This window comes from Streptomyces sp. HUAS TT11 (genome assembly GCF_051553595.1).
GTDB lineage: Bacteria > Actinomycetota > Actinomycetes > Streptomycetales > Streptomycetaceae > Streptomyces.
On the sequence record NZ_CP196184.1, the window covers coordinates 960,057 to 981,964 of the forward strand.

The following is a 21,908-nucleotide window of genomic DNA, read 5'->3' on the forward strand; positions in this document are numbered from 1 at the left end:
CGACCGAGGCTCAGTGAGGGATGGAGTCGATCAGTTCCCGCGCTCCCTGGCGCAGGAGCGTGACGGCTACCGATGTGCCCAGGGTGGCCGGGTCCAGACGCCCCGCCCACTCGTGTGCGTTGAGGACGGTCTTGCCGTCGGGTGTGAACACACATGCCCTCAAGGAGAGGTCGCCGTTCGGCGTGGCCCTGGCGTATCCGGCGATCGGCGAGTTGCAGTGGCCCTGCAGGACGTGCAGGAACATGCGCTCGGAGGTGGCCTCGCGATGGGTGTCGGGATCTCCGAGGCCGCTCACGGTGTCGATCAGCTCGGTGTCGTTCTCGCGGCACTGCAGGGCCAGGATGCCCGCGCCGATGGGCGGCATGATCGTCTCGGGCGGCAGCACTTCGCTGATCGCGTCCCGGCGGTCGATGCGGTCCAGGCCGGACACGGCAAGGAGAAGCGCGTCGGCCTCGCCCTCGGCGAGTTTCGCCAGCCGGCGGTTGGCGTTGCCGCGCATCGGCACACACGTCAGGTCCGGCCGGGAGACGGCCAGTTGGGCGATCCGCCGCACCGACGAGGTGCCGATGCGGGTTCCGGCGGGGAGTTCGTCGAGAGTCAGCCCGTCGGGATGGACGAGGGCGTCACGGATGTCGTCCCGCTCGAGGAACGCGGCGAACACGGTCCCGGCCGGCAGCGGCCGGTCGGCCGGCACATCCTTCATGCAGTGCACGGCCAGGTCCGCCTCACCGGCCAGCAGTGCCGCGTCGACCTCCTTGGTGAAGGCGCCCTTGCCCTCGACCTGCGAGAGATCGCCCATCCACTTGTCCCCGGTGGTCCTGACGGGCACGACCTCCGTACGGATGCCCGGGTGCAGTGCGGCGAGTTCCCTGCGCACGCGCTCCACCTGGGCCAGGGCCATGGGCGAGTCGCGGGAGACGATACGGATGAGGTCGTGCGCAGGCATGCCGTACACGATAACCGGTCGGCCACGGCCGCCGAGCGGCATCGAGAAGGCCCACCCCGAGGCCGCGGCGGGCCGGTCGGCACTCGGCGGAGTCCGGGATCGCAGGCGGCGTCGGCGTGCGGCGCAGCGCCCAGGGCGGCCGTACATCTGTTCTTCGAGTGTTCCCTGGGACGTCACTGCCGAGCACGGAAGCCGCTCCGCCGGCCGGTTGTGATCAAGGGGAAGAAGTGGCCGGAAGGGCTCGGCCCGTGCGGTCACTCGCCGTGGGAACGAGAGGATGCCATGGGCCACAAGCACCGGTCTGCCGCGCGCGCACGAGTCCTGCTGGGCGCCGCCACCGTATGCGCCGTCGTCGCCGCGGGAGGCGTCTGGGGGACGGCGGAGGCCGCTCCCCGGTCCGCGGCCGCCGCACCGGCAACGGACGCGATCACGTGGACGACACAGACCATCGCTCCGGGCGTGCAGGTACGCAGCGCCACCATCGAGAACGCCGACGCCGCGCCGGTCTGGACGGTCACCGTCCAGGCCCCGGCGACCGGCCGCCTCAGCGGCGCCGCGACCTGGGCGGCGGTCGGGCCGCGGTCCTGGGCCGACACCACCGCGAGCGGGTTGCGCTCGGGCGGTTTCGAGCCGCGGGTGGAGACGGTGCGCTGGCCCGACTACGCCGACACCCCGCGAGGCGTCATGGGCCTGCGGGTGCGGGTCGGCTCGTACGCCACCCAGGCGGCGGCAGCGAGCGCCGCACAGGCGATCACCGCGGCGGGCTTCCACACCGCCGTCGACTGGACGGGCTACGACGCCGAGCAGCCGGCCGACCGGGAGAACGTGCACGTCGCGGTCGTCGATCCGCGTACGTTCCGGGGCACCGTCGAGGGCACCCATGACGGGAACGTCGCGCGACGCGTGACCACTTCGTCCGTCGCCGCCGGACTGGGCTCCCTGGTAGGCGTCAACGCCGGGTTCTTCATCACCTCCGACGCGGACGGAGTCCAGGGAACGCAGGCGGGCATCAGCGCCGACCACGGTGAGCTCGAGTCGATGGCCGCGGGATCGCGGGCGGCACTGATCCTGGAGGACGGCGGTCGTCACGCCCGCGTGGCGGACCTGACGACGACCGTCACGGTGCGCGCGGGCGGATCCGCCCATCAGGCCCAGGGCATCAACCGTGTTCCCGGTCTCATCCGGGACTGCGGGCGCCCTGGCGCGACCCCGAGCGCGCTGCCCTGGCAGGACGTCACCTGTCACACGGCCGATGATCTGGTGCTGTTCACCGGCGAGTTCGGCGCGCCGCTGCCCACCGGACCCGGCACGCAGGTCGTGCTGGACGACCACGGCCGCGTGGTGTCGGCGGGTTCCCGGGGCGGTGCCGTCCCGGCCCACGGCACGGTGCTCCAGGCCATCGGTTCGGCAGCGGACTGGCTCACCGCTCACGCCCGCCCCGGACAGCGGGTCGGCGTGGACGAGGTCATCCGCGACACGGCGGGCAAGCGCGTCGGGCTCGACAGCGACGACAGCATCGTCAGCGCCGCCCCGACGCTCGTCAGTCGCGGCCGCGTCAACATCGACGCGGCGGCCGAGGGTGTGGTCGACCCGCAGGACCTGTCCTTCGGGTACGCCTGGGCGAACAGCCGTCAGCCGCGCACCATGGCCGGTGTCGACGCCAGGGGCCGGCTGATCCTGGCCACGGTGGACGGCCGGCAGAGCGGTGGCAGCGAAGGCTTCACCCTGCAGGAGGCGGCCTCCTTCATGCGCTCGCTCGGCGCCGTCGACGCCATCAACCTCGACGGAGGCGGCTCCACCGCGATGGCCGTCAACGGTTCCCTCGTCAACCGCCCGTCGGACGCCGCCGGCGAGCGGGCGGTCGGCGGCACCATCCAGATCCTGCCCGGCCGGACCCACTGACACGGCGCGGCGGGCGGCTGCCCTCGACCGGCCGACGGCCGAGGGCAGCCGCCCGCCGCGGGGCACAACACGCGGGCCGGGCCGGTGGGTCACCGAGCGGACAGGGACTCGCGCAACACCCTCGCGGTGACGGCCGGGTCATAGCCCTCGGCGACGCCGGGGACCAGGATGATGTCCCCCTCGATGTGCCGCGAGCGCAGTGGCGCGATCTCGCGGTATGCGGGCGAGTCCCACCAGGCCCGTGCCTCGTCCATGCCCGGAAAGGCGATCACCACGACGTGCCCGGGCCAGTCGCCCTCCATCACCTCGTGCCGGGTGGCGTGCACGAGGAACCGACCGCCGAACGGCTCGAACGTGGCGGTGATGCGCTCGATGTACTCGGCGATCTCCGGGTGCGGGGATGCCTCCTGCAGATGAGCGATCGCGTAGGCGGGCATGGCGTCCTTCCGGTCGGTCGGGCTCCGTACGGCGACGATCGTGGCACGCGGACGCAGCGGGGTCGATGACCTGTCGGGTAAGGAGGCCCACGGCCCCGCCCGTTGGCCGCCCTCGCTTCGAGGGACGTGACCCCGACCCGCCCGCGCTGGAACGTGCACATGCCCCCGCCTTGCGCGCGTTCCCGGGCAGGATGACGGATGCGGCCGGTCCACGGCCGCTGGGCCTCGTCGAGTTGAGCACGCGAGACGCCGCACAGGTCTCCGCCCACGGCATACGGCGCGGTCGGCGACCGGTGCCTGCCTTGCGCCGCGCACCCTGCCGCCGGCCGGCTCCGCGTGGCCCCGTTCGACACCACCGAGGGCGAACTCCACGAACGCAAGCGGACGTTCAGCGCTGCGTCCGCACATGAGCCGGCCCGCGACAGGGGGCGCGGAAGACGGCGAGGGCCCCCGCCGGAAATCATCTGGCGGCGCACGGCGACCGCGGGTACTCTCCAGCCGATGACAACTCATTGTGTTGACGGATGGGGGGTCCCGTCCGCGGAAGGTGAGCGCTGATGCTCACCGAGACCGCGTACGAGGATCCACGCCTTTCTCTCTGGCTGCGTGTGCGCGAGTTCGCCGTGCCGCCCTCCATGATCGAGACTGCCGGCGTCCGCCGGCGCGTCGGGGACTGGGCCGGTGCGTGTGCCGCGGCGCACATCGACGTCGATCTCGATCTGCGTTCCACGGCACGGAGCCACGGCCGGGAACTGACCGCCCGGATCCGGGACGACCTCCGCCATCTGGCACCCGACCTGCTGCGCTGGCATCTGCCGAGGATCGCTCCCGACGGGTTGCTGCGCCCCGGCCTGACCGTCGCGCTGGCTCGGTACGAGCCCGCGACCGAAGGCGGGAAGCCGGTGCACCTCGTGGTCCGGACGCCGCCGGCCTGGGCGGACGCGGGCCAGCGGATCAGCCTCGCGCTGTGGGACGGATCCGCCTCCGAGGCGGCCGACTGCCCACATCCCCATGCCCGTCCCAGTCCGCGCCACCGTCTCGACCTGCACCGCCATCTGTGGGACGCGCGCAGGACCGACGAGTTGCGTCTTCGGTCGGGAGCCGATCGGCCGCCCCTCGACGGCCGCCCCGAGGAGGACCCGGATCCGCTCGGGCTGGTGCCGTCCGGGCAGCGTTGCGCCGTCGGCCGATGGGCGGCCGAGGCCGGGATCCTGCTCCGCGCGGAGGGACGGCGAACCGGTGGCGTCCGGGTCCGGCTGGGAGCCGGGCACCGGCTGGTCCTTCACCTCGCGGCGGACACGGCCGGCGACGGACCGTCCGTGCCCCGCATCGCGGCGGCATCGACGGTCCGGGGCGCATCCGCGTTGCCGGTGCTGCCCGATGCGGCCACCTGGATGCTCCCCGACCTGGAACTGATGCGCGCCGGACTGATCGAGCCCGATCGACTGCACCCGCTGGTCGCCTCGGCACTGGTCCCGGGCTGGTCGCCGCCCGATCCGTCCCGGGTTCCGGACCGGGCGGGGCGACCGCGCCTCGTCGAGTGCCGCGGAGCCCTGCACCGGATCGGGCTGGTGGACGGGAAACTCGCCGCGCTCGACCACGATCCGGACGAGATCCGGCGGGAGGGTCTCCTGGCCGCACTGGCCGGTGCTCCGCTTCCGTGTCTCCGGGCCATCGACGAGGCACACCGTCGTCCAGACTGTCTCACGGACGTCCGCGAACGCCTCGACCACGGCGACGTCTCGGGTGCGCTGGCTGTCGTCGAAGGCCTTCTGGGGCCCGACGCGGTGCTGCGCAGCGGGGCTCTGCGCGACGCGTTGGAGGCCGCAGCGCGCCGGCGGATCACCTATGGACTGTTCAGGGCGGGACTCGCCGGGCCGGGGCCCGGCCGCATCCCCCCGGGGCATCCCCGTCCTCACGACCGCCGCCCGCGCCGGCGCCGGGCGACCTCCCGCTGACCCGGAGGCCTCGGCCCCCGCACGCGCGCATTCCCTCACTCACCACGAACCCATAGGTGATCGAACATGCCCATGCACACCCAAGCCGCTCCGTCCGGCACCTCCACGCACTCCGCCCACGTCTCCCGGCTCGATGTCGCCGACGCCCTGCTGGCCCTGCTGCGGGAGTCGACCACCGAACCGCGTCCCGACACCCAACTGGAGGCCCTCACCCTGGCCGTGGCAGCCGATCTGCCCGTGCTGCTGTGGGGCCAGCCGGGCATCGGCAAGACCGCGGCCCTGACCCAGCTCTCCGCGGCCCTGCGGCTTCCGCTGACCACGGTGATCGCCAGTGTGCACGAGCCGTCCGACTTCTCGGGGCTGCCCGTCGTCGGAGCCGATCCCGCGCTGCAGGGTGTCCCCATGGCTCCGCCCGACTGGGCGGTGCGCCTGGTACGGGCCGGCAAGGGGCTGCTGTTCCTCGACGAGTTGTCCACCGCGCCACCGGCCGTTCAGGCGGCCCTGCTCCGCCTGGTCCTGGAGCGGAGGATCGGTGCACTCCAACTGCCGCCCGGGGTCCGCATCGTGGCTGCGGCGAACCCGCGTTCCTCGGCGGCCGACGGCTGGGAGCTGAGCCCGCCCCTGGCCAACCGGTTCGTCCATCTCCAGTGGACCCACGACCACGATGTGGTGATCCGCGGCCTCGGGGGGACATGGCCCCGGGCCATACTGCCCCGGCTCGACCCGGGCGCGCTGCCGGACGCGGTCGACCTGGCCCGCCGTGCGGTGTGCGGGCTTCTCTCCGCCCGCCCCGGACTCGTGCACCGGCTGCCGAACAGTGAGGCCCGCCGGGGCGGTGCCTGGCCGTCCCCCCGGAGCTGGGAGATGGCCCTGGGTCTCATCGCCTTCGCGACCGCCGCCGGCTCCTCACGGGAAGTCCTCTCGCTGCTGGTCAGGGGCACAGTGGGGGACGGCCCCGGACTGGAGCTGCTGGCTGCCATGGACAGGATGGACCTCCCCGATCCCGAGACGCTCCTCGCCGACCCGGAGGGCGCCGTTCTGCCCGAGCGGGGGGATCTGCGCCAAGCCGTGCTCGACGGTGTCGTCGAGGCGGTCCGCAGCCGCCCGGAGAGGGCTCGTTGGGACGCGGCGTGGGCGTTGCTGGTCCGGGCGACGGAGACCGGAGCCCCGGACCTGGTGGTGGTCCCCGCGAGCACACTCGCCTCGCTGCGCCGCGAGGACTGGGACGTTCCCGCGTCGATCGAGCGGCTCACCGGCGTGGTGTCCCTGTCCCGGCGGGCCGACGAGGCGGCCGCCCGGACCGCGGCCGTCACCAAGGCGGGACGGTGAGTCCGGTCGCATCGAGGGTGCTGGACCTCGACAAGCTCTTCGCCGCCCGGCTGCATGCCGCCCGCGTCCGGCCCTATCTGGCAACCGCGCTGTTCGCCCTGCACACCGTGGAGTCACGGTGGGTGCCGACGATGGCGGTCGACCGGTACTGGCGGTGTTATGTCTCGCCGGCGTTCGTGGACCGCACTCCCGTGGAGGAACTCGCCGGGGTGTGGGTGCACGAGGTGTCGCACCTGCTGCGCGACCATCACGGACGGGGTGACCGGTTCGCCAGGGAGCACGGGCTCACCGGCCCCGGCGAACGGCTGCGGATGAACATCGCCGCGGACTGCGAGATCAACGACGACATCTACGGCGACGGGCTCGCCTCGCCCAAGGGCGCCGTACGGCCCGGGGCGTTGGGGCTGGGCGAGGGCCTGCTCATGGAGGAGTACCTGCGCCGGTTCCGGCTCGGGCCGCGCACGCAGAGCATGGCCTGGCTGGACTGCGGCAGCGGCGCCGACGGACTGGAACGGGACTGGGATCTGGGACCGGACGGCGCGGACGGACTCAGCGACCAGGAACGGGACCTGGTCAGGTTCCGGGTGGCGCAGGGCATCACCGCCCGGCCCGGCAACACCCCCAAGGGATGGCGGCGTTGGGCGGAGGAGGCCTTCCACCCACCGCAGCCGTGGCGCGAGTTGCTGGGAGCGGCGGTCCGCTCGGCGACCTCTGGCGCGGGTGCGGGCGAGGACTACTCCTACGGTCGTCCCTCGCGCCGCTCGCCGGCTGTGCCCGGCGCGGTTCTGCCGAGCCTGCGGCGCAGGCCGCCCCGGGTGTGTGTGGTCATCGACACCTCCGGGTCGGTCAGTGACACCGAGCTGGGCAGCGCTCTCCTGGAGGTGGCCGCCATCTCCCGCGCCGTGGGCGGCCGTCGGGACCTGGTCACCGTGGTGTCGTGCGATGCGGCGGCCCGTGTCGCGCACCTCCTGTGCAGTGCCGAGGGGATACCGCTGGTGGGAGGCGGAGGCACGGACCTCCGCTCGGGCTTCACCAAGGCGCTCCGGACACAGCCCGCACCGGATGTCGTCGTGGTCCTCACCGACGGGCAGACGCCCTGGCCGGACACCAGGCCGCCGTGCCGTACGGTCGTCGGCCTCTTCGCCGGGCGGAAGGCGTCCTCCTGGAACGAGAACGATCCCGACTACGTGCCGGACCCACCACCCGACTGGGCCCGGGTGGTGGCCATCGGCTCGGCCGACGGCTCCCGATGACCCGACTCGGGACGTCAACCCCGCTCGGGACCTCACCGGGGAGGCGGCACCGTTCCGTGCGCCCGCGCTCCCGCCGGCCGCGACGGTGGGGGTGCCGCGTACACCACCGCCGAAGGCGGCATCCACCGGCCATTCGGGGGTCCGAGCCGCCCGTCCCATGTGCCGAGGCGGTCTCAGGGGTACCGGAGCGGTGCACGCACACGAAAGGGCAGTGACGAGATGCAGATCGATCTGACGGGCCGTACGGCGTTGGTCACCGGCTCCACGCAGGGAATCGGCGCGGCGATCGCCGTGGAACTGGCCCGCGCCGGGGCCCGCGTGGGAGTCAACGGACGTGACGCCGGACGCGTGGAGGACAGCGTCGCCCGCATGGTGCGGGAGGTGCCCGGTGCCGATCTGGTGCCGGTCGCCGCGGACGTGAGCACCGAAGAGGGCGCACGGCGAGCCGTCGAACTCCTGCCGCGAGTGGACGTTCTCGTCAACAACCTCGGAATCTTCGAAGCGAAGGCTCCCCTGGAGATCACCGATGCCGAATGGCGGCGCTATTTCGAGGTGAACGTCCTGGCCGCGGTGCGGCTGACCCGGATGTGTCTGCCGGGCATGACGGAACGCGGCTGGGGTCGCGTCCAGTACATCGCCAGCGACTCCGCCGTCGTCATCCCCGCCGAGATGATTCACTACGGCATGTCCAAGACGGCCCTGTTGGCCGTGAGCCGGGGGTTCGCGAAGCAGGCGGCGGGCACCGGCGTCACCGTGAACTCGGTCATCGCGGGCCCCACGCACACGGGAGGCGTCGAGGACTTCGTGTACGAACTGGTCGACCGTGAGCTGCCCTGGGACGAGGCTCAGCGTGCCTTCATGCGCGAGCACCGGCCCCAGTCCCTGCTCCAGCGGCTGATCGAGCCCGAGGAGATCGCCCATATGGTCGTCTACCTCAGCTCCGAGCAGGCCTCGGCCACCACCGGCGGCGCTCTGCGTGTCGACGGAGGTTACGTGGACTCCATCCTGCCGTGACGGCTCCCCCCGTCGGCGGCGCGTCCGCCCGCGAGGGCCGACGCGCCGCCGGGTGTGGGCCGATGCGACGCCGCGGCGGTCACCGGCACGCCGTCGCTAGCGGACCTGGTGGTGGAGGTGGTGGCCGCCCTCGCGGTGGCGCTCGCCGTTCCAGGTGACGGCGTCGATGTACCGGCCACGGTCGTTGCGCAGGACGGCGATGCCGGAGCGGCCCGCCCACAACGCATGCCGGCGGTCCTGGTAGAGGTCGGTCCGGTTGTCCCGGCCGAAGCCTGTGTGGACGCGGACGGCCGCGCGTCCCCTCAGCCGGTAGTGGTGGAAGGTGTAAGTGCGTCCGTCCTCGTCGGACAGCGTCCAGCCGTCCAGGTTCGCCGACCGGCGGCCGGTGTTGGTGATCTCGACCCACTCCCTGTTCGGGGAACGGCCGAAGTGGTCTCCCGGGCCGTGGGCATCGAACTGCACATCGCTGATCTCGACGCGCGGCTCGTACGAACGCGGGCCGTGGTCGGCCGCGGATGCCGGCGGCACGACCGCCCCGGCGACGGCCACCGCCGCGACAGCGGCAGCGGCCAGATGACGAGCGGTCACAGTGGAAACGGACACGGGCTCTCCCTACGGGATGCGCGCACGCCCGCTGCACGGCCCTCGGGCCGCGCAGCGGAGTCGTGCGAGGTGGTGAGGTGCGACCGGCCGGCCGCACACGCACACCTTGATCGCATATGCAGGGGATGCGGTGAACCCATAAGCTGTGTTACGAATCATGCATATTCCTGTGACTCTCGGATGCATGGTTCACATACACGGCAGAGGTGGCGACTTGACGGCATTTCACCGGCGACTGCCAGGACACCACCCCCGTACCGTCGCGGCCATCACCCGAAAGTGAGTAACAACAGCCCGGGTCCTCGACTCTTCGTGGAGTACCTCACTCGGGAGGCGACTGTTCGGGGACAGTGGCCTCCGGTGAGCGTGGCTCGGGCGGTGGGAACAAGGCGTTCTCCAGTGCATCCAGCCCGAACATCATCAACAGAAGCACCACCGGGACGAGCAGGGCTATCACGATCATGGTGCCTCCCGACGGAGCAGCGCTCACAGCTGCGGCGCATCGGCAACGGCTTCACACTCAGCGTGCGTCCGAACGGGGTACATCGCACGCCAGGGCCCCCGAGCATGTAGGCCGAACGGGTGGCATCCCTTTGGCCACAAGCCCGTCCGGGCAGGCGGCGCCACGATGGCGACGGCCCCCCGCGCTGAGCAGGGCCGGACCAGGGACGGCGTGCACTACGGAGCGTCGATCACGAAGGTCCGATCGTCACCGAGCGCAACCTTCGACGCCGACTTTCCGCCGAGCACAGGCAAGCCGGTACCGCACGACGGATGCCGCGAACGCCACCACGCGGATCTCCCCGAACGGCGCGCGCGGAAGCCGGCTGTGACCCGTCTTCGACCACGGGTCCGCGATCCGGCGCCGGCTGTGGCGGACCTACCGGCGGCCCTGTTTCCCGGCGCTGCAATTCCCGGTTGCCGACCCCGACGCCGTACAGCAGGATGCGGGGATGCGCTTCTCGGTCAACATGCCCAACTTCGGTGACTTCGCCGATCCCAGAACCGTGGCGAAGGTGGCCGTGGCGGCGGAACAGGCAGGGTGGGACGGACTGTTCGTGTGGGATCACGTGGTGCACCGCAGGCACGGGGACAGGCCTTTCGCGGATCCCTGGATGCTGCTGACCGCCGCGGCGGTGGCCACCTCCCGGATCAAACTGGGGACACTGGTCACCCCGGTGGCCCGACGACGCCCACAGGAACTCGCCCGCCAGGTGGCCACATTGGACGCCGTGAGCGGTGGTCGGGTTGTCTTCGGCGCGGGGCTGGGCGGGCCCATCAAGGACGAGTACGCGAGTTTTGGTGACACCACGGACCCGAAGGTGCTCGCCGAGCGGCTGGACGAGGGCCTGGGCCTGCTGGAGCGCTACTGGTCGGGCGAGACGGTGAACCACGACGGACGCCATTACCGGGTCCGGGATGTGACGCTGCTGCCCGCCACGGTGCAGCGGCCCCGGCCGCCGGTCTGGATCGCAGGCTTCTGGCCGAACCGCGCGCCGATGCGCCGGGCGGCCCGCTGGGACGGCGCGGTCCCCCTGTTCACCGACGCCAGGCACGGCCAGGTCCCACCTCTCGACCAGGTCCGCGAGCTGGTTGCGTACGTCCACAAGGAGCGTGAGAGCCGGCCCGGCACTCCTTTCGACATCGTGCTCGGCGGCGCCACGCCTGGCGGGGAGGCCGCCAGGACCCGTGATGTCGTCGGCCCGTTGGCCGAGGCGGGGGCCACTTGGTGGGATGAACGGCAGATCCAGACCAGTGAGGCGCTCGACCGGCTCACACCCGTGCTGCGCCGGGTCGAGCAGGGTCCACCCGTCCTGTGATGCAGACCGATCGCACCACAAGAACCCGCCGCGGCAGGAGCGTCACCCACAGCCCGACGCACACTTCATCTTTACAAGCCGGATGACGGATTGGACGCATGGGGCATATTCACAACCTCGCTATAATTGAGACATGAAACGTCGGTACTTCGGGCAGTACTGCGGCCTCGCTCGTGCTCTGGAGCTGGTGGGCGAACGCTGGGGACTGTTGATCATCCGCGATCTCACGGTACGACCGCAGCGGTACACCGACCTGTTCGAGGGGTTGCCCGGCATTCCCACGAACGTTCTCTCCACACGCCTCAAGGAACTCGAGGAGGCGGGCATCGTCGAGCGCCGCATCGCGCCCGCGCCGCAGCGTGGCGTCCTCTACGCCCTGACACCCGCCGGGCACGACCTCGAACCGGCCGTCAGCGCCCTCGGCCGCTGGGGGACCACCCAGCTCGGTGAGCCCCGGCCCGGGGAGATCGTGACGCCCTCGGCCGTGGTCATGGCGCTGCGAGCCGCCTTCGACCCGCACGCGGCGGCCGGGCTGGCCGCGTCCTGGGAGATCCACGCCGGCGATATCGAGGTGCACGCCGCCGTCGCCGAAGGGCAGCTCACCGCCGGCATCGGACCGGCTGCGGACAAGCCGGACCTCGTCATCGACTTCCAGCCGGACGATCTCCCCTCCTACCTGGCGCTGATGCAGGCCGCCAAGTGCGGGCTGGTCAAGCTGGACGGGCCGCGTGAACTCCTGGACACGTTCATCCGCGTGTTCGGTCCTTCCAAGGCAACGCCGGCCGACGCGCCCGCCGATCGATCGCCCGCCCTCGACGATTGAGACCGCGGGGGCAGGACGACAAGGGGCGTCCGCCGACGCGGAGTCCGCGGTGCCGCATCCTCGTCCGGTCGGCCATCCGAGCGGATCGTGAGCGAGACGACCGACCACGGGAGACGGGTGCCCGTCGGGGAACGGGCGACCGCTCCCCCGTCCGAGCCGTCCAACCCAGACGGACCGCCAGTGCCTTCGGCCGCAGCGCCGGCACCAGCAGGGCCGGGTGCCGCTCGGCCGGCCTCCGTGCCCTCGCCGGCGCCGAGGCGGCGCGAGACTGCGCAGCCTCGAAACTGATCACGCGGTGACGTCCCGTCCCGACCGCGCCTGCAGTCGTCGGCCCTCGGCCGTGCGTCACAGGACCATGCGGTGGCCGTCGAGCTTGATCTCGTACCACCAGGCCGGCCCCGTCGGCAGCCGCGGCACGAGCTGAGCGAGGGCCACCGCCACGGGAAACTCGAGGCACGTCGCCGCGTTGGTGATCGCCTGGGGCGCCACGGGAGAAGGCGCGCGACGCCCGTCGGGCAGATCACGGATCTCGAGGATCTCGGAATTCTCACACTCCCCGTCCCACTGCAGCTCGATGCGCAGCCTGAGGTTGATGCGGCTGCGTCCAGCTGCTGCCGGCCGCTCAGCGTTCGATGATCGGGCAGTACGGTTCGTCGGATGCGGCGTCGCTGGATGCGGTGGCCTCACGGGCGGTGACCAAGGTGGCGCGCAGGGCCGTCAGCTCGGTGATGGCCCGGTCGATCTCGGCCAGGCGCGCGTCCAGCAGGTCGCGCACGACGGAGCAGGGGCGTATGCCGCTCTGACGCAGGGCGAGGATTTCGCGGATGTCGTCGAGGCTGAGGTCGAGGGCGCGCGCACGGCGGATGAAGGTGAGCGTGTCGATGTGGTCCTGGCCGTACAGGCGGTAGCCGGCTGCCGTGCGGGTCGTGGGCGGCAGCAGGCCGCGGGACTCGTACATGCGCACCGCCTTGCGGGTCAGGCCCGCCGCTTCGGCTGCCTGCCCCACGGTCATCGTCGTGGTCATCACCCACCTCCGTGCGGTTCACCTGGTCGCTTGACCTTGCCCCTGGGGGATGGTTCTAGCGTCGCACCCATCAGCAGATCGAGGGAAAGGCGGCTGATCATGCCCCTTGTCGTGGGTGAGAGGTACCGGTGCCCGGACGCGGACTGCGGCTGTGAGATCACCGTGACCCGGGGCGCGGCGTCCGGCCGCTGTGGGGACCGCAACCCCATCTGCTGCTGCGGTCGCACGATGGTGAAGCTCCGCTGAACAGGGACGGGCCGGGGCGGGAGCGGATCGGCTTGCGCCAGGCGCTCTTCCGCCCCGGCTACCGCAGGCTGTGGGCGGCGCGGACCGCCTCGGCGTGGGGCGGCATGTCCGCCGCGGTCGCCCTCGCTGGGGTCGTCCACGAGCTGCGACCCCGCCGGGCAGCGGCCGACACGTGGGCTATTCCGAGGCGAGCGCCGGGTAGAGGGCGGTGACGGGCTGGGACAGGGCACCGTGCACACGCCTGGTCATCTCGTCCGGGAGCAGCTCGAACTCGCCCGCTTCGATGCGTCGAACGTGGCGGCGGCGATGTCGGACGGCTTGCTCATGCCCGCACGATCGTCACCCGGCTGCATGGGCGTGTCGATCGGCCCGGGATAGACCCCGAGGACGTGCACACCCTGCGGCGCGAGTTCGAGTCGCAAGGCGTTCGTGGCCATCCAGAGTCCCGCCTTGGAAACGCTGTGGGCCTTGCCCACCGCCAGCCAGCTGAGCACCGAACCGACATTGACGACGGCCCCCTCGGCCGAGCGGAGCACGGGTGCGAACGCGCGCGTGGTGAGGATCGGGCCCAGCAGGTTGGCGTCGATCGTCGCTCGAACGTCGTCGATCGGGGCGTCCAGCAGATCTCCGCGCGGGAAGACGGCGGCATTGTTCACCAGGATCGTGGTGTCACCGGCCTGAGCACGGGCCCGCTCGACGGAGGCCGGATCGGCCACATCCAGCTCCAGGGGCTCGACCCGACCGTCGTCCCACTTCCTGGGGTTGCGCGCGGCCGCGTAGACGCGGCGGGCGCCGCGCTCGAGGGCGACGTCGACGTATGCGGTCCCGAGACCGCCGTTGGCACCTGTGACGAGAACGGTTGCGTCTTTCAGTGAAGTCATGACTCCAGCATATGGAGCTACTGCATTTTTGCAAGTTCGATCCATTATTCGAAGCACACACCTGCTGACGGAGTGGGGTGGCGGCCGAAAACTGCCGACCTCGGCGTATCGCTCATGAGTGCGACCCGGGCCGCACCGACTGCCCGGAAAGGCGCGGAAACGGTGGGCAACGTGACGATCGAGCCGGGCTTGCGGCCAGTCGGGCGTAGGAGGGCCCCATGGTCGCCATACTTCTCTTATGGAGACGCAAGCCGTCGAAAGGGCGCGGCGATGGCTCGGCGAGCGGGGCATCGTCGAGACGGGTCAGGGATGGATCGACGCCGAGGAGCCGGGCCGACCGCGTACCGCCGGCGAGATCGCACACGCCTGGGCCGGCCAAGCGTTCACGGACGGACCCCTGGACGTGGCCGAGCGGGTGCGGCTGGCCTTCGGACTGCTGGATCTCCTCGACGACTACTGGGTGACATGCGAGATCAGGTTCGCGGACCGCGGCACGGAGGGGCCCCTCCCCGCCGACGTCCTGTGGGACGGCTATCGCCGCCGGCTCGAAGCGGAGCGCGACGCCGAGCCCGTCACCTACTCGCTCTGGGTCGACTGGTTCGAGGATCACGACACCTCGGCGACGGCCTTCACCGAGGTGCTCGGGGACGACATCGACAACGTCGTCAGGGAGGGGTCGGCCGACCTGCTCCGACGGGCCGGCCGTGTTCTGACCTGCTCAGCCCCCGTGCCCTGGGCGGTGAAGGAGCGGGCGTACGAAGCCGCCGCCCGGCTCCCCCGGTTGCATGCGCCGCTGTACATGGGCCTGCTCGCCGGATACCACGATGTCTACGGCCAACTGGAACCCAAGGCGGCACTCCGACTCCTGGCGCGGCTGCGGCTCCCGGCGGACACCCCGTATCTCGCAGGGCTCAAGTCCGTGCTCGGCGCAGGCCACAGGAACCACGGTCGCAGCCCGCACGCCTGGGACGAAGCGGTGGGCGCCTCGACAGGGTGAGCATCGGCATGGGGCCGCGCCCGCCGGTCCCGGGAGACCGTGTCTCCGGACGACCGCGCCTCCGGCTCAGGCAGGGCTGCCGGCGCGCAACCGCGCGAAGGACGCGTTCAGCCCCTTCTTCATCAGCCGGGCCAGCGGCCGCTCCACAAAGCGGTGGACCAGATAGCTGAGCACCAGGAAGCCGGAGAGGACGACGACGATCAGCAGCCGGGCGTCCATGCTGTCGTGCAGGCGGTTGATCACCGTCGTACCGGCCGCGTAGTGCATCAGATAGAGCGGATACGTCATCGTTCCGGCCGTGACCAGCCACTGCCAGCCGATGCGATCCGTCAGGCCCAGCGCGACGGCGACCATGACCAGCAGGAACACGGTGAAGACCAGCACGCTGCCCCGCCAGCTGGACACATGCTCGACCTCGTCGATCCGCTGACCCAGCTCCAGCTGCCCCATCAGCCAGGCCATGGCGAGGATGCCCCACAGCAGCAGGTCCGGACCGAACCGGTGCATGAGATAGAGCGCGAGTCCGGCGATGAAGTACCAGGCCCCGTCCGGGTTCGCGACCAGCTCCAGCAGCGGGAAGCCGGACACGGGGGCCAGCATTGCGACCGCGCCCCACGCACAGCAGAACAGGACGACCTTCCGATAGGTCAGCCCGGTGGCGACGACGGCCAGGAAGAGCAGGTAGAAACGCAGCTCGGACCAGAGCGTCCAGTACACGCCGTCGACGTTGGCCACGCCCGAACCCGACTGCAGCATCGTGAAGTTGAGCAGGATCTCGCGAGGCCGCAGACGGTCCCACACACCGGGCAGCGCGATCAGCACCCCGGTCGTGAACAGGATGGCGAACCAGTAAGCGGGATAGAGCCGGATCACCCGGGAGACGAAGAACTGCCGCGGGCTGCGCCCCCAGCAGGACATGCAGATGACGAACCCGCTGATGACGAAGAAGATCTCGACACCGATCCACCCGTAGGAGGCGAACCGGAAGACGGTCGGCATGATCTCCGAGACCGGCCGGCCCCAGTACCGGTTGCCCTCGTGGTTCATCCGGTTCGTACCGGCGTAGTGATGCACGGCCACCATCAGTGCCGCGACCAGACGGATCCCGTCGATGGCGTAGAGGCGGCTGCCGGCACGCGAGGAACGGGCGGCGCGCTCGGGCTCCGACGCCGTCAGCGCTTGCGCTGCGGCGTCAGGTGGGGAGAGCGGAGGCAACGGCTGCTGCAACCCGCTCCCGGTCCTTGGCCTGGGTATGAACGAGCCCCCACGAGCCGTCGACATCTTCTCGTCCCCATCCCGCATCGACACCTACTCATCCTCACAAGCCAGTCTTGGCCGGTCGGCAAGCATGCGGTTTACGGACGACTGCCTGACAGTGAACAGACGTGAACATTCCTCAGGGGGTCGGCATGCGTTCACCGCGACTACCGCCGCACGGCGCACGGCGTTCCCCTACGGCACCGTCTGCCGCGCGGCGGGCGAGCCCGCCTCCCCGTCGCCACCCTGCCGACCGGAACCGCGCCGCTCGAACGTCCGGCGGGCCGAACCTATCGACGATCAACCTCCGGTGACAATGTTCGACGTTCAAGGGGCCGGGACGCGGCCGACGGGTTGAACACGCCGATCCCCGGCGATCCCCACGGCCGCATCCGCACCCACGATCGGACGACACCACAAGGTAAAGCGATCGTAAAAACAACATAAATGGGCGCAAACGGGCGTCAAACGGTTAATAATGGACACCACCTGCTGCAGGTACCCACCACCGGGACCGCTTCACCACCAGGAGAGTCACATGATCCACGGAGCGACGCCCGCTCCCGATCCCACCCCCCGCGCCGACACGGCACTGGCCGCCGACTGCGCCATGTGCAACGGCTGGGGCAGTGTGGTCACCTCTCAGGGGCTGCATGAACTGTGCCCGATCTGCCAGCACGAGACCGAGGCCGTACACCATGAAGGAGACCGCGCGCCCCAGGCGGACTGACCACGTCAGGGCCGCTCCTTGCGGCGCACTTCTTCCAGCCGGGCGGCCGCGCTGTCGAGCAGCATGTCCAGCGCCGTCGGATAGGCGCTGGTGACCATGCGGGTGGCGAGGAGCGGGGCGGCCTCGGCGATGCGCGGGTGCGTCGCCGCCGGCAGTCGGGCGTATGTGGAGCCCCACATCTCCTCGTCCGCGCGCAGTGCCGCGCTGGGCAGGGCCAGTGAAGCCGCGTCGAGCGCGGCGAAGGCGAGCGTCTGGTCGATGAAGGCGTGGTAGATCCGTACCGTGTCGGGAACCGGGAAGCCCGCCGTGCGCAAGATCTCCAGGACGGCCTCGTCCGCCGCCAGTTCGTGTGCACGTCCGGTGACACGGCCCGCGGTCAGCTGTGCCGCTTGCGGATGGGCGACGTAGGCGGTGTGGACGCGCAGACCGACCGACCGTAGATCGGCCTGCCACTCCCCCGTCGGTTCCCAGCCTCCCAGCGCCTGGCCCATCAGGGCGTCACCGATCGCAAGAGTGAGGTCGTCCATGCCGCGGAAGTAGCGGTACAGCGTGCTCGGATCGCAGTCGAGCGCCGCGCCCAGTCGTCGCGCGGTGAGCCCGGTGCTGCCGTGCTCCCGGAGCATCCGTAGCGCGGTGTGGACGATCAGACTCTCGGAGAGCACGGTGCCGCTCTTCGTGGGACGGCGCCGTCGCCGCCGTTCCTCGGACACCACCTGCTTCGCCATCACGACCTCCCCGGTCACCTTATGCCAACGCCATTGACCTTACGACGGCACCAGGCGTTGTATCTGCGGCCAAGGGCGCGCCCCGTCCTGTTCCGACAGATCGAGAGACCGACAGGGAGTTCTTGCCATGCGTGTACTGCTCGTGGGTGCCGGCGGTGTGGGTACGGCGATCACCAGGATCGCGGCCCGGCGTGCGTTCTTCGAGGCGATGGTGGTGGCCGACTACGACCCGGCCCGGGCCGAGACCGCGGTGGCGGCCCTCGGCGACGACGGCAGGTTCGTCGCCGCGGCCGTGGACGCGGGCGACGAGACGGCGGTGACCGCCCTGCTGGCACGGCACCGATGCGACGTGCTGCTGAACGCCACCGATCCGCGGTTCGTCATGCCCTTGTTCCGGGCGGCCCGCGCCGCAGGGGCCACCTACCTCGACATGGCGATGTCGCTGTCCCACCCGCACCCGGACCGGCCGCACGAGGAATGCGGGGTCAAGCTCGGCGACGAGCAGTTCGCCCAGGCCGCCGCATGGCAGAGCGAGGGCGCGCTGGCGCTCGTCGGCATGGGCGTGGAGCCGGGCCTGTCCGACGTGTTCGCCCGGTACGCGGCGGACGAACTCTTCGACGAGATCGAGGAGATCGGCGTCCGCGACGGGGCGAACCTCACCGTGGACGGTTATGACTTCGCACCGTCCTTCAGCATCTGGACGACCATCGAGGAATGCCTCAACCCGCCCGTCGTCTACGAGGCCGGGCGCGGCTGGTTCACCACGGCGCCCTTCAGCGAACCCGAGGTGTTCGACTTCCCGGAGGGCATCGGGGAGGTCGAGTGCGTGAACGTGGAGCACGAGGAGGTGCTGCTCGTTCCGCGCTGGATCGACGCCCGCCGCGTCACCTTCAAGTACGGTCTCGGGCGGGAGTTCATCGAGACGCTCAAGACGCTCCGCCTCCTGGGACTGGATCGCACCGAGCCGGTGACCGTGCCCAGTGCCGGCGGACCGGTCGCCGTCTCGCCGCGGGACGTCGTCGCCGCCTGCCTGCCGGACCCCGCGACCCTGGGTGAGCGCATGCACGGCAAGACCTGTGCGGGCACATGGGTGCGGGGCAGCAGGGAAGGGGCCCCGCGCGAGGTGTACCTCTACCACGTGGTGGACAACCAGTGGTCCATGACGGAGTACGGCTGCCAGGCCGTCGTGTGGCAGACGGCCGTCAATCCTGTCGTGGCCCTCGAACTCCTGGCCGCGGGCACCTGGTCCGGAGCGGGCGTCCTTGGCCCGGAGGCCTTCCCGGCGCGGCCCTTCCTGGACCTGCTGACCGCCTACGGTTCCCCCTGGGGCATGCGCGAGCAGTGACCCATGTGCCGTCCCGGCCACGGATGCGGACCGGGATGCGATCCGCCGGTACGGGGGCCCGGCGGATCACGGGGCCGCGGTGAACGGCGTACGGGACAGGCGGTTCGGGCGCGCGAGGGCGTCGCGCCGCTCGGGTGCCGGTCCTGACGCACGGTGTGCCCGGCCGTGCCGGGATCGGCGCCCCGGCCCTCGGGCACGAGGACGCCGATCCCGTCCCGGCGCGCCTCTCACCTGCCGGTGTTCTGGAAGTAGTGCCCCTTCTCCAGGTCCTCGATCAGCGCGGGGTGGGTGGGCTCCCATCCCATGAGCTCGCGGGTCAGGGTGCTCGAGGCCGGGCTGTCGGCTCCGACGAAGCCGGCCAGCCAGCCGAAGTGTGCGGCCGCGTCCTCCGGTGCCACCGCGGCGACGGGGAGATCAAGACGGCGGCCGATCACCTCTGCGACGGTGCGGATCGGGACACCTTCGTCGGCGACGGCGTGCAGCACCGATCCGGCCGGAGCCTTCTCGACCGCCAGCCGGATGAGGTGCGCCGCATCGAGCCGGTGCGCGGCGGGCCAGCGGTTGGCGCCGTCACCGACATGACCGGAGACACCGTGGGTGCGTGCCACGCCGACCAGTGCCGCCATGAAGCCGGGGTCCCCCTCACCGTGCACGGTCGGAGGAAGGCGGACCACCGAGGACCGGACCTGGTCGGTGGCGAGAGAGAGCGCCAGCTGAGCGGTGGCCAGGCGAGTCCGCTCCGCACCGTCGGCACGCGTCCCGGCCGGGTCCGGCCGGCCGTCCTCCTCGGTGGCGACCCGCCCCGGTGCGAGTCCGAGCGTCCCGGAGGCGATGACGAAGGGACGGCCGGAACCGGCGAGCGCCTCGCCCATCGTCTCCACCGCGCGGCGGTCCGCGTCGGTGGCGCCCTGGAAATCCCCCGAGAAGGCGATGTCGTGCTTGAACGCGAGGTGGATCACGCCGTCCGCCGCGGCAGCCGCACTGCGCAGGACGTCGAGATCGTCGAGGGTGCCGCGACGCGCCTCGGCGCCTGCCGCGGTGAGGGCGGCGGCCGAGGCCTCGGAACGGGCGAGCCCGACGACCTGGTGGCCGGTGCCGATGAGTTCGGGAACGACGGCGGAGCCGATCCAGCCGGATGCGCCGGTGACGAAAACACGCATGAAAGACCTCCGGATACAAATCGACCGTCCTCTCGCCGAACACGGTGGAGGCACCGATCGATGTCAGTCACTGTCATCGAAAGTAGCACCAATGTCAGGGACTGTCATCACGTAGGATCATGGCCATGGGTCGATGGGAGCCGAACGCGCGCGAGCGACTCCAGCAGGCAGCACTGGAGCTCTACAGCGAGCGCGGGTTCGAGCAGACGACGGTGGCCGAGATCGCCAAGCGGGCGGGGCTCACCGAGCGCACGTTCTTCCGGCACTTCGCCGACAAGCGCGAGGTGCTGTTCGCGGGCTCCGACACGCTGCAGGCGCTCTTCGTGAGCACCGCCGCGACCGCGCCGGAGTCGGCGGCGCCGATCGACGCGATCGCCGCGGCCCTGGATGCCGTGGCCGCCGCGTTCCGGGACCGCCACGCCCACTCCCGCCGGCGCCAGACGGTCATCGTCGCCAACGCGGAACTGCGGGAGCGTGAACTGATCAAGCTCGCGTCGCTGTCCGCGGCGCTCGCCGACACCCTGCGTCAGCGCGGCGTCGCGGAACCGGCCGCGAGCCTGACCGCCGAGGCGGGGATCGCCGTCTTCAAGGTCGCCTTCGAGCGCTGGGTCGGCGAAACCGATGGGCGCGACCTGGGATTCTTCGTACGGGAGTCACTCGACGAACTCAAGGGCGTGACTGCCGGCGACTGATCGCCTGCCACCGCCCGCGGGCATCACGCGCCGTTCACACGGCGTCCCGCCGGCAGTGCAGGAACAGGTGGGGCTCGGGGACGGCCTCGGGGTGGGCGGGGGTGAACATCAGCGCCTGCCGCGCGACGACACCGAGTCCCGCCCCGGTGACCATGTCGGCGAACTGCTGGGCGGCGAAACTGGTCACGCGCACGGCCTGTCCCATGAAGACGCCTTCGACACCCTCCAGATCGAGCGGCACCGTGGCCAGGACCACACTCCCACCCGGTTTCACCGCCTCCGCCAGCCGCCGCACAACGGCGGCCTGCTCGACGCGGGACATCTGGAGCAGGGCGAAGTACACGCACACCGCATCGAACGAGGCGTCCTCGAGCGGCATTTCACGGATGTCCGCGCGCCGGAAGGTCGCCTCGGTCACCTGACGGGTCGCCAGGTCGACCATCACCGGGGAGACATCAACACCGAGCACATCGTGGCCCGCCGCGGCGAGAACCGCCGCGGTGGGCCGACCCGTACCACTGCCCACGTCCAACACGCGGCTATGCGGCTGAAGTTGCCGGAGCAGCCAGGTCAGCGACGCTCGGTGGGCCTCGGAGTCGGCGAACGCCTTTTCGTACTCGACACCCAACGCGTCGAAGACCGCGGCCGCCGCCGACTCATCGTGCCGGTCACCCACAGCGTCTCTCCCCCTTCGTCGCCGCGACGTCGTGGGGGCATCGTCGCATCGCTCGCGGCGACTCACAACGGGGCCGCAGGGTCACGTGCC

General features: G+C 71.2%; 22 protein-coding genes. 11 read left to right on the forward strand and 11 right to left on the reverse strand.

What is annotated here, in order from left to right:
• Positions 1–10 precede the first annotated feature (10 nt).
• The gene (gene hemC, locus ACSHXN_RS04565; RefSeq protein ID WP_356110201.1) at positions 11–946 is read right to left on the reverse strand and encodes a hydroxymethylbilane synthase; all 936 of its coding nucleotides are present in this window, start codon (positions 944–946) and stop codon (positions 11–13) included.
• Between the two features lie 282 nt (positions 947–1,228).
• Between hemC and ACSHXN_RS04570 the strand changes: the two genes are divergently transcribed.
• Positions 1,229–2,848 carry a phosphodiester glycosidase family protein gene (locus ACSHXN_RS04570; protein ID WP_355142140.1) on the forward strand — a complete coding sequence of 540 codons (1,620 nt, stop codon included), beginning with the start codon at positions 1,229–1,231 and terminating at the stop codon, positions 2,846–2,848.
• Between the two features lie 89 nt (positions 2,849–2,937).
• On the opposite strand, the gene ACSHXN_RS04575 is transcribed toward ACSHXN_RS04570, so the two are convergent.
• Positions 2,938–3,285 (reverse strand): DUF1330 domain-containing protein, encoded by a 348-nt coding sequence (locus ACSHXN_RS04575; RefSeq protein WP_355142450.1) that lies wholly within the window; start codon positions 3,283–3,285, stop codon positions 2,938–2,940.
• A gap of 557 nt (positions 3,286–3,842) precedes the next feature.
• On the opposite strand from ACSHXN_RS04575, the gene ACSHXN_RS04580 reads away from it, so the two are divergent.
• The 4 genes from ACSHXN_RS04580 to ACSHXN_RS04595 all read left to right on the forward strand — a co-directional run bounded on the left by ACSHXN_RS04580 (position 3,843) and on the right by ACSHXN_RS04595 (position 8,839).
• Positions 3,843–5,243 (forward strand): hypothetical protein, encoded by a 1,401-nt coding sequence (locus tag ACSHXN_RS04580; protein WP_355142452.1) that lies wholly within the window; start codon positions 3,843–3,845, stop codon positions 5,241–5,243.
• A gap of 72 nt (positions 5,244–5,315) precedes the next feature.
• Positions 5,316–6,572 (forward strand): AAA family ATPase, encoded by a 1,257-nt coding sequence (locus ACSHXN_RS04585; protein ID WP_356292454.1) that lies wholly within the window; start codon positions 5,316–5,318, stop codon positions 6,570–6,572.
• The gene (locus tag ACSHXN_RS04590) at positions 6,569–7,825 is read left to right on the forward strand and encodes a vWA domain-containing protein (RefSeq protein WP_438302690.1); all 1,257 of its coding nucleotides are present in this window, start codon (positions 6,569–6,571) and stop codon (positions 7,823–7,825) included. The genes ACSHXN_RS04585 and ACSHXN_RS04590 overlap by 4 nt, the downstream gene beginning before the upstream one ends.
• A 219-nt stretch (positions 7,826–8,044) precedes the next feature.
• Positions 8,045–8,839 carry an SDR family NAD(P)-dependent oxidoreductase gene (locus ACSHXN_RS04595; protein ID WP_355800054.1) on the forward strand — a complete coding sequence of 265 codons (795 nt, stop codon included), beginning with the start codon at positions 8,045–8,047 and terminating at the stop codon, positions 8,837–8,839.
• A 96-nt stretch (positions 8,840–8,935) separates the two neighbouring features.
• Here the strand turns inward: ACSHXN_RS04595 and ACSHXN_RS04600 are convergent, their stop codons facing one another.
• Both ACSHXN_RS04600 and ACSHXN_RS04605 read right to left on the reverse strand, forming a co-directional pair.
• Positions 8,936–9,442 (reverse strand): lamin tail domain-containing protein, encoded by a 507-nt coding sequence (locus ACSHXN_RS04600; protein WP_355800055.1) that lies wholly within the window; start codon positions 9,440–9,442, stop codon positions 8,936–8,938.
• A gap of 322 nt (positions 9,443–9,764) precedes the next feature.
• A complete protein-coding gene (locus ACSHXN_RS04605; protein WP_355137861.1) occupies positions 9,765–9,905 on the reverse strand; it encodes a hypothetical protein in 141 nt (46 codons plus the stop codon).
• Between the two features lie 490 nt (positions 9,906–10,395).
• Between ACSHXN_RS04605 and ACSHXN_RS04610 the strand changes: the two genes are divergently transcribed.
• Together ACSHXN_RS04610 and ACSHXN_RS04615 are read left to right on the forward strand one after the other, a co-directional pair.
• On the forward strand, positions 10,396–11,262 hold the full coding sequence (locus ACSHXN_RS04610) for an LLM class flavin-dependent oxidoreductase (protein ID WP_438302691.1): 867 nt from the start codon (positions 10,396–10,398) through the stop codon (positions 11,260–11,262).
• Between the two features lie 133 nt (positions 11,263–11,395).
• Complete coding sequence (locus tag ACSHXN_RS04615; RefSeq protein ID WP_438302692.1) at positions 11,396–12,085, forward strand: winged helix-turn-helix transcriptional regulator; 690 nt, start codon at positions 11,396–11,398, stop codon at positions 12,083–12,085.
• Positions 12,086–12,430: 345 nt separating this feature from the next.
• On the opposite strand, the gene ACSHXN_RS04620 is transcribed toward ACSHXN_RS04615, so the two are convergent.
• From ACSHXN_RS04620 to ACSHXN_RS04630, 3 genes are all read right to left on the reverse strand, one after another.
• Positions 12,431–12,574: a hypothetical protein gene (locus ACSHXN_RS04620; protein WP_438302693.1), complete on the reverse strand. Its 144-nt coding sequence runs from the start codon at positions 12,572–12,574 to the stop codon at positions 12,431–12,433.
• A gap of 133 nt (positions 12,575–12,707) precedes the next feature.
• On the reverse strand, positions 12,708–13,109 hold the full coding sequence (locus tag ACSHXN_RS04625; protein WP_355137869.1) for a heavy metal-responsive transcriptional regulator: 402 nt from the start codon (positions 13,107–13,109) through the stop codon (positions 12,708–12,710).
• Positions 13,110–13,600: 491 nt separating this feature from the next.
• Positions 13,601–14,236, reverse strand: a complete 636-nt coding sequence (locus ACSHXN_RS04630) for an SDR family NAD(P)-dependent oxidoreductase (RefSeq protein WP_438302694.1) — start codon at positions 14,234–14,236, stop codon at positions 13,601–13,603.
• Between the two features lie 238 nt (positions 14,237–14,474).
• Here ACSHXN_RS04630 and ACSHXN_RS04635 point away from each other — a divergent pair, with 238 nt between their 5' ends.
• On the forward strand, positions 14,475–15,233 hold the full coding sequence (locus ACSHXN_RS04635) for a hypothetical protein (protein ID WP_438302695.1): 759 nt from the start codon (positions 14,475–14,477) through the stop codon (positions 15,231–15,233).
• A 66-nt stretch (positions 15,234–15,299) separates the two neighbouring features.
• On the opposite strand, the gene ACSHXN_RS04640 is transcribed toward ACSHXN_RS04635, so the two are convergent.
• Positions 15,300–16,514, reverse strand: coding sequence for an acyltransferase family protein (locus ACSHXN_RS04640; protein ID WP_438306426.1), 1,215 nt, complete (start codon positions 16,512–16,514; stop codon positions 15,300–15,302).
• Between the two features lie 514 nt (positions 16,515–17,028).
• On the opposite strand from ACSHXN_RS04640, the gene ACSHXN_RS04645 reads away from it, so the two are divergent.
• Positions 17,029–17,220, forward strand: a complete 192-nt coding sequence (locus tag ACSHXN_RS04645; protein ID WP_355137875.1) for a hypothetical protein — start codon at positions 17,029–17,031, stop codon at positions 17,218–17,220.
• A gap of 5 nt (positions 17,221–17,225) precedes the next feature.
• On the opposite strand, the gene ACSHXN_RS04650 is transcribed toward ACSHXN_RS04645, so the two are convergent.
• Positions 17,226–17,945 carry a TetR/AcrR family transcriptional regulator gene (locus ACSHXN_RS04650; RefSeq protein ID WP_356110218.1) on the reverse strand — a complete coding sequence of 240 codons (720 nt, stop codon included), beginning with the start codon at positions 17,943–17,945 and terminating at the stop codon, positions 17,226–17,228.
• A gap of 127 nt (positions 17,946–18,072) precedes the next feature.
• On the opposite strand from ACSHXN_RS04650, the gene ACSHXN_RS04655 reads away from it, so the two are divergent.
• Positions 18,073–19,290 (forward strand): saccharopine dehydrogenase family protein, encoded by a 1,218-nt coding sequence (locus tag ACSHXN_RS04655; protein WP_356292379.1) that lies wholly within the window; start codon positions 18,073–18,075, stop codon positions 19,288–19,290.
• Positions 19,291–19,517: 227 nt separating this feature from the next.
• Here the strand turns inward: ACSHXN_RS04655 and ACSHXN_RS04660 are convergent, their stop codons facing one another.
• A complete protein-coding gene (locus ACSHXN_RS04660) occupies positions 19,518–20,450 on the reverse strand; it encodes an SDR family oxidoreductase (protein ID WP_355137881.1) in 933 nt (310 codons plus the stop codon).
• 125 nt (positions 20,451–20,575) lie between these two features.
• Between ACSHXN_RS04660 and ACSHXN_RS04665 the strand changes: the two genes are divergently transcribed.
• Positions 20,576–21,142, forward strand: coding sequence for a TetR family transcriptional regulator (locus tag ACSHXN_RS04665; protein ID WP_355137883.1), 567 nt, complete (start codon positions 20,576–20,578; stop codon positions 21,140–21,142).
• Between the two features lie 34 nt (positions 21,143–21,176).
• Here ACSHXN_RS04665 and ACSHXN_RS04670 read toward each other — a convergent pair whose 3' ends face one another.
• Entirely contained in the window at positions 21,177–21,818 is a 642-nt protein-coding gene (locus ACSHXN_RS04670; RefSeq protein ID WP_355137885.1) for a class I SAM-dependent methyltransferase, read from the reverse strand.
• Positions 21,819–21,908 lie beyond the last annotated feature (90 nt).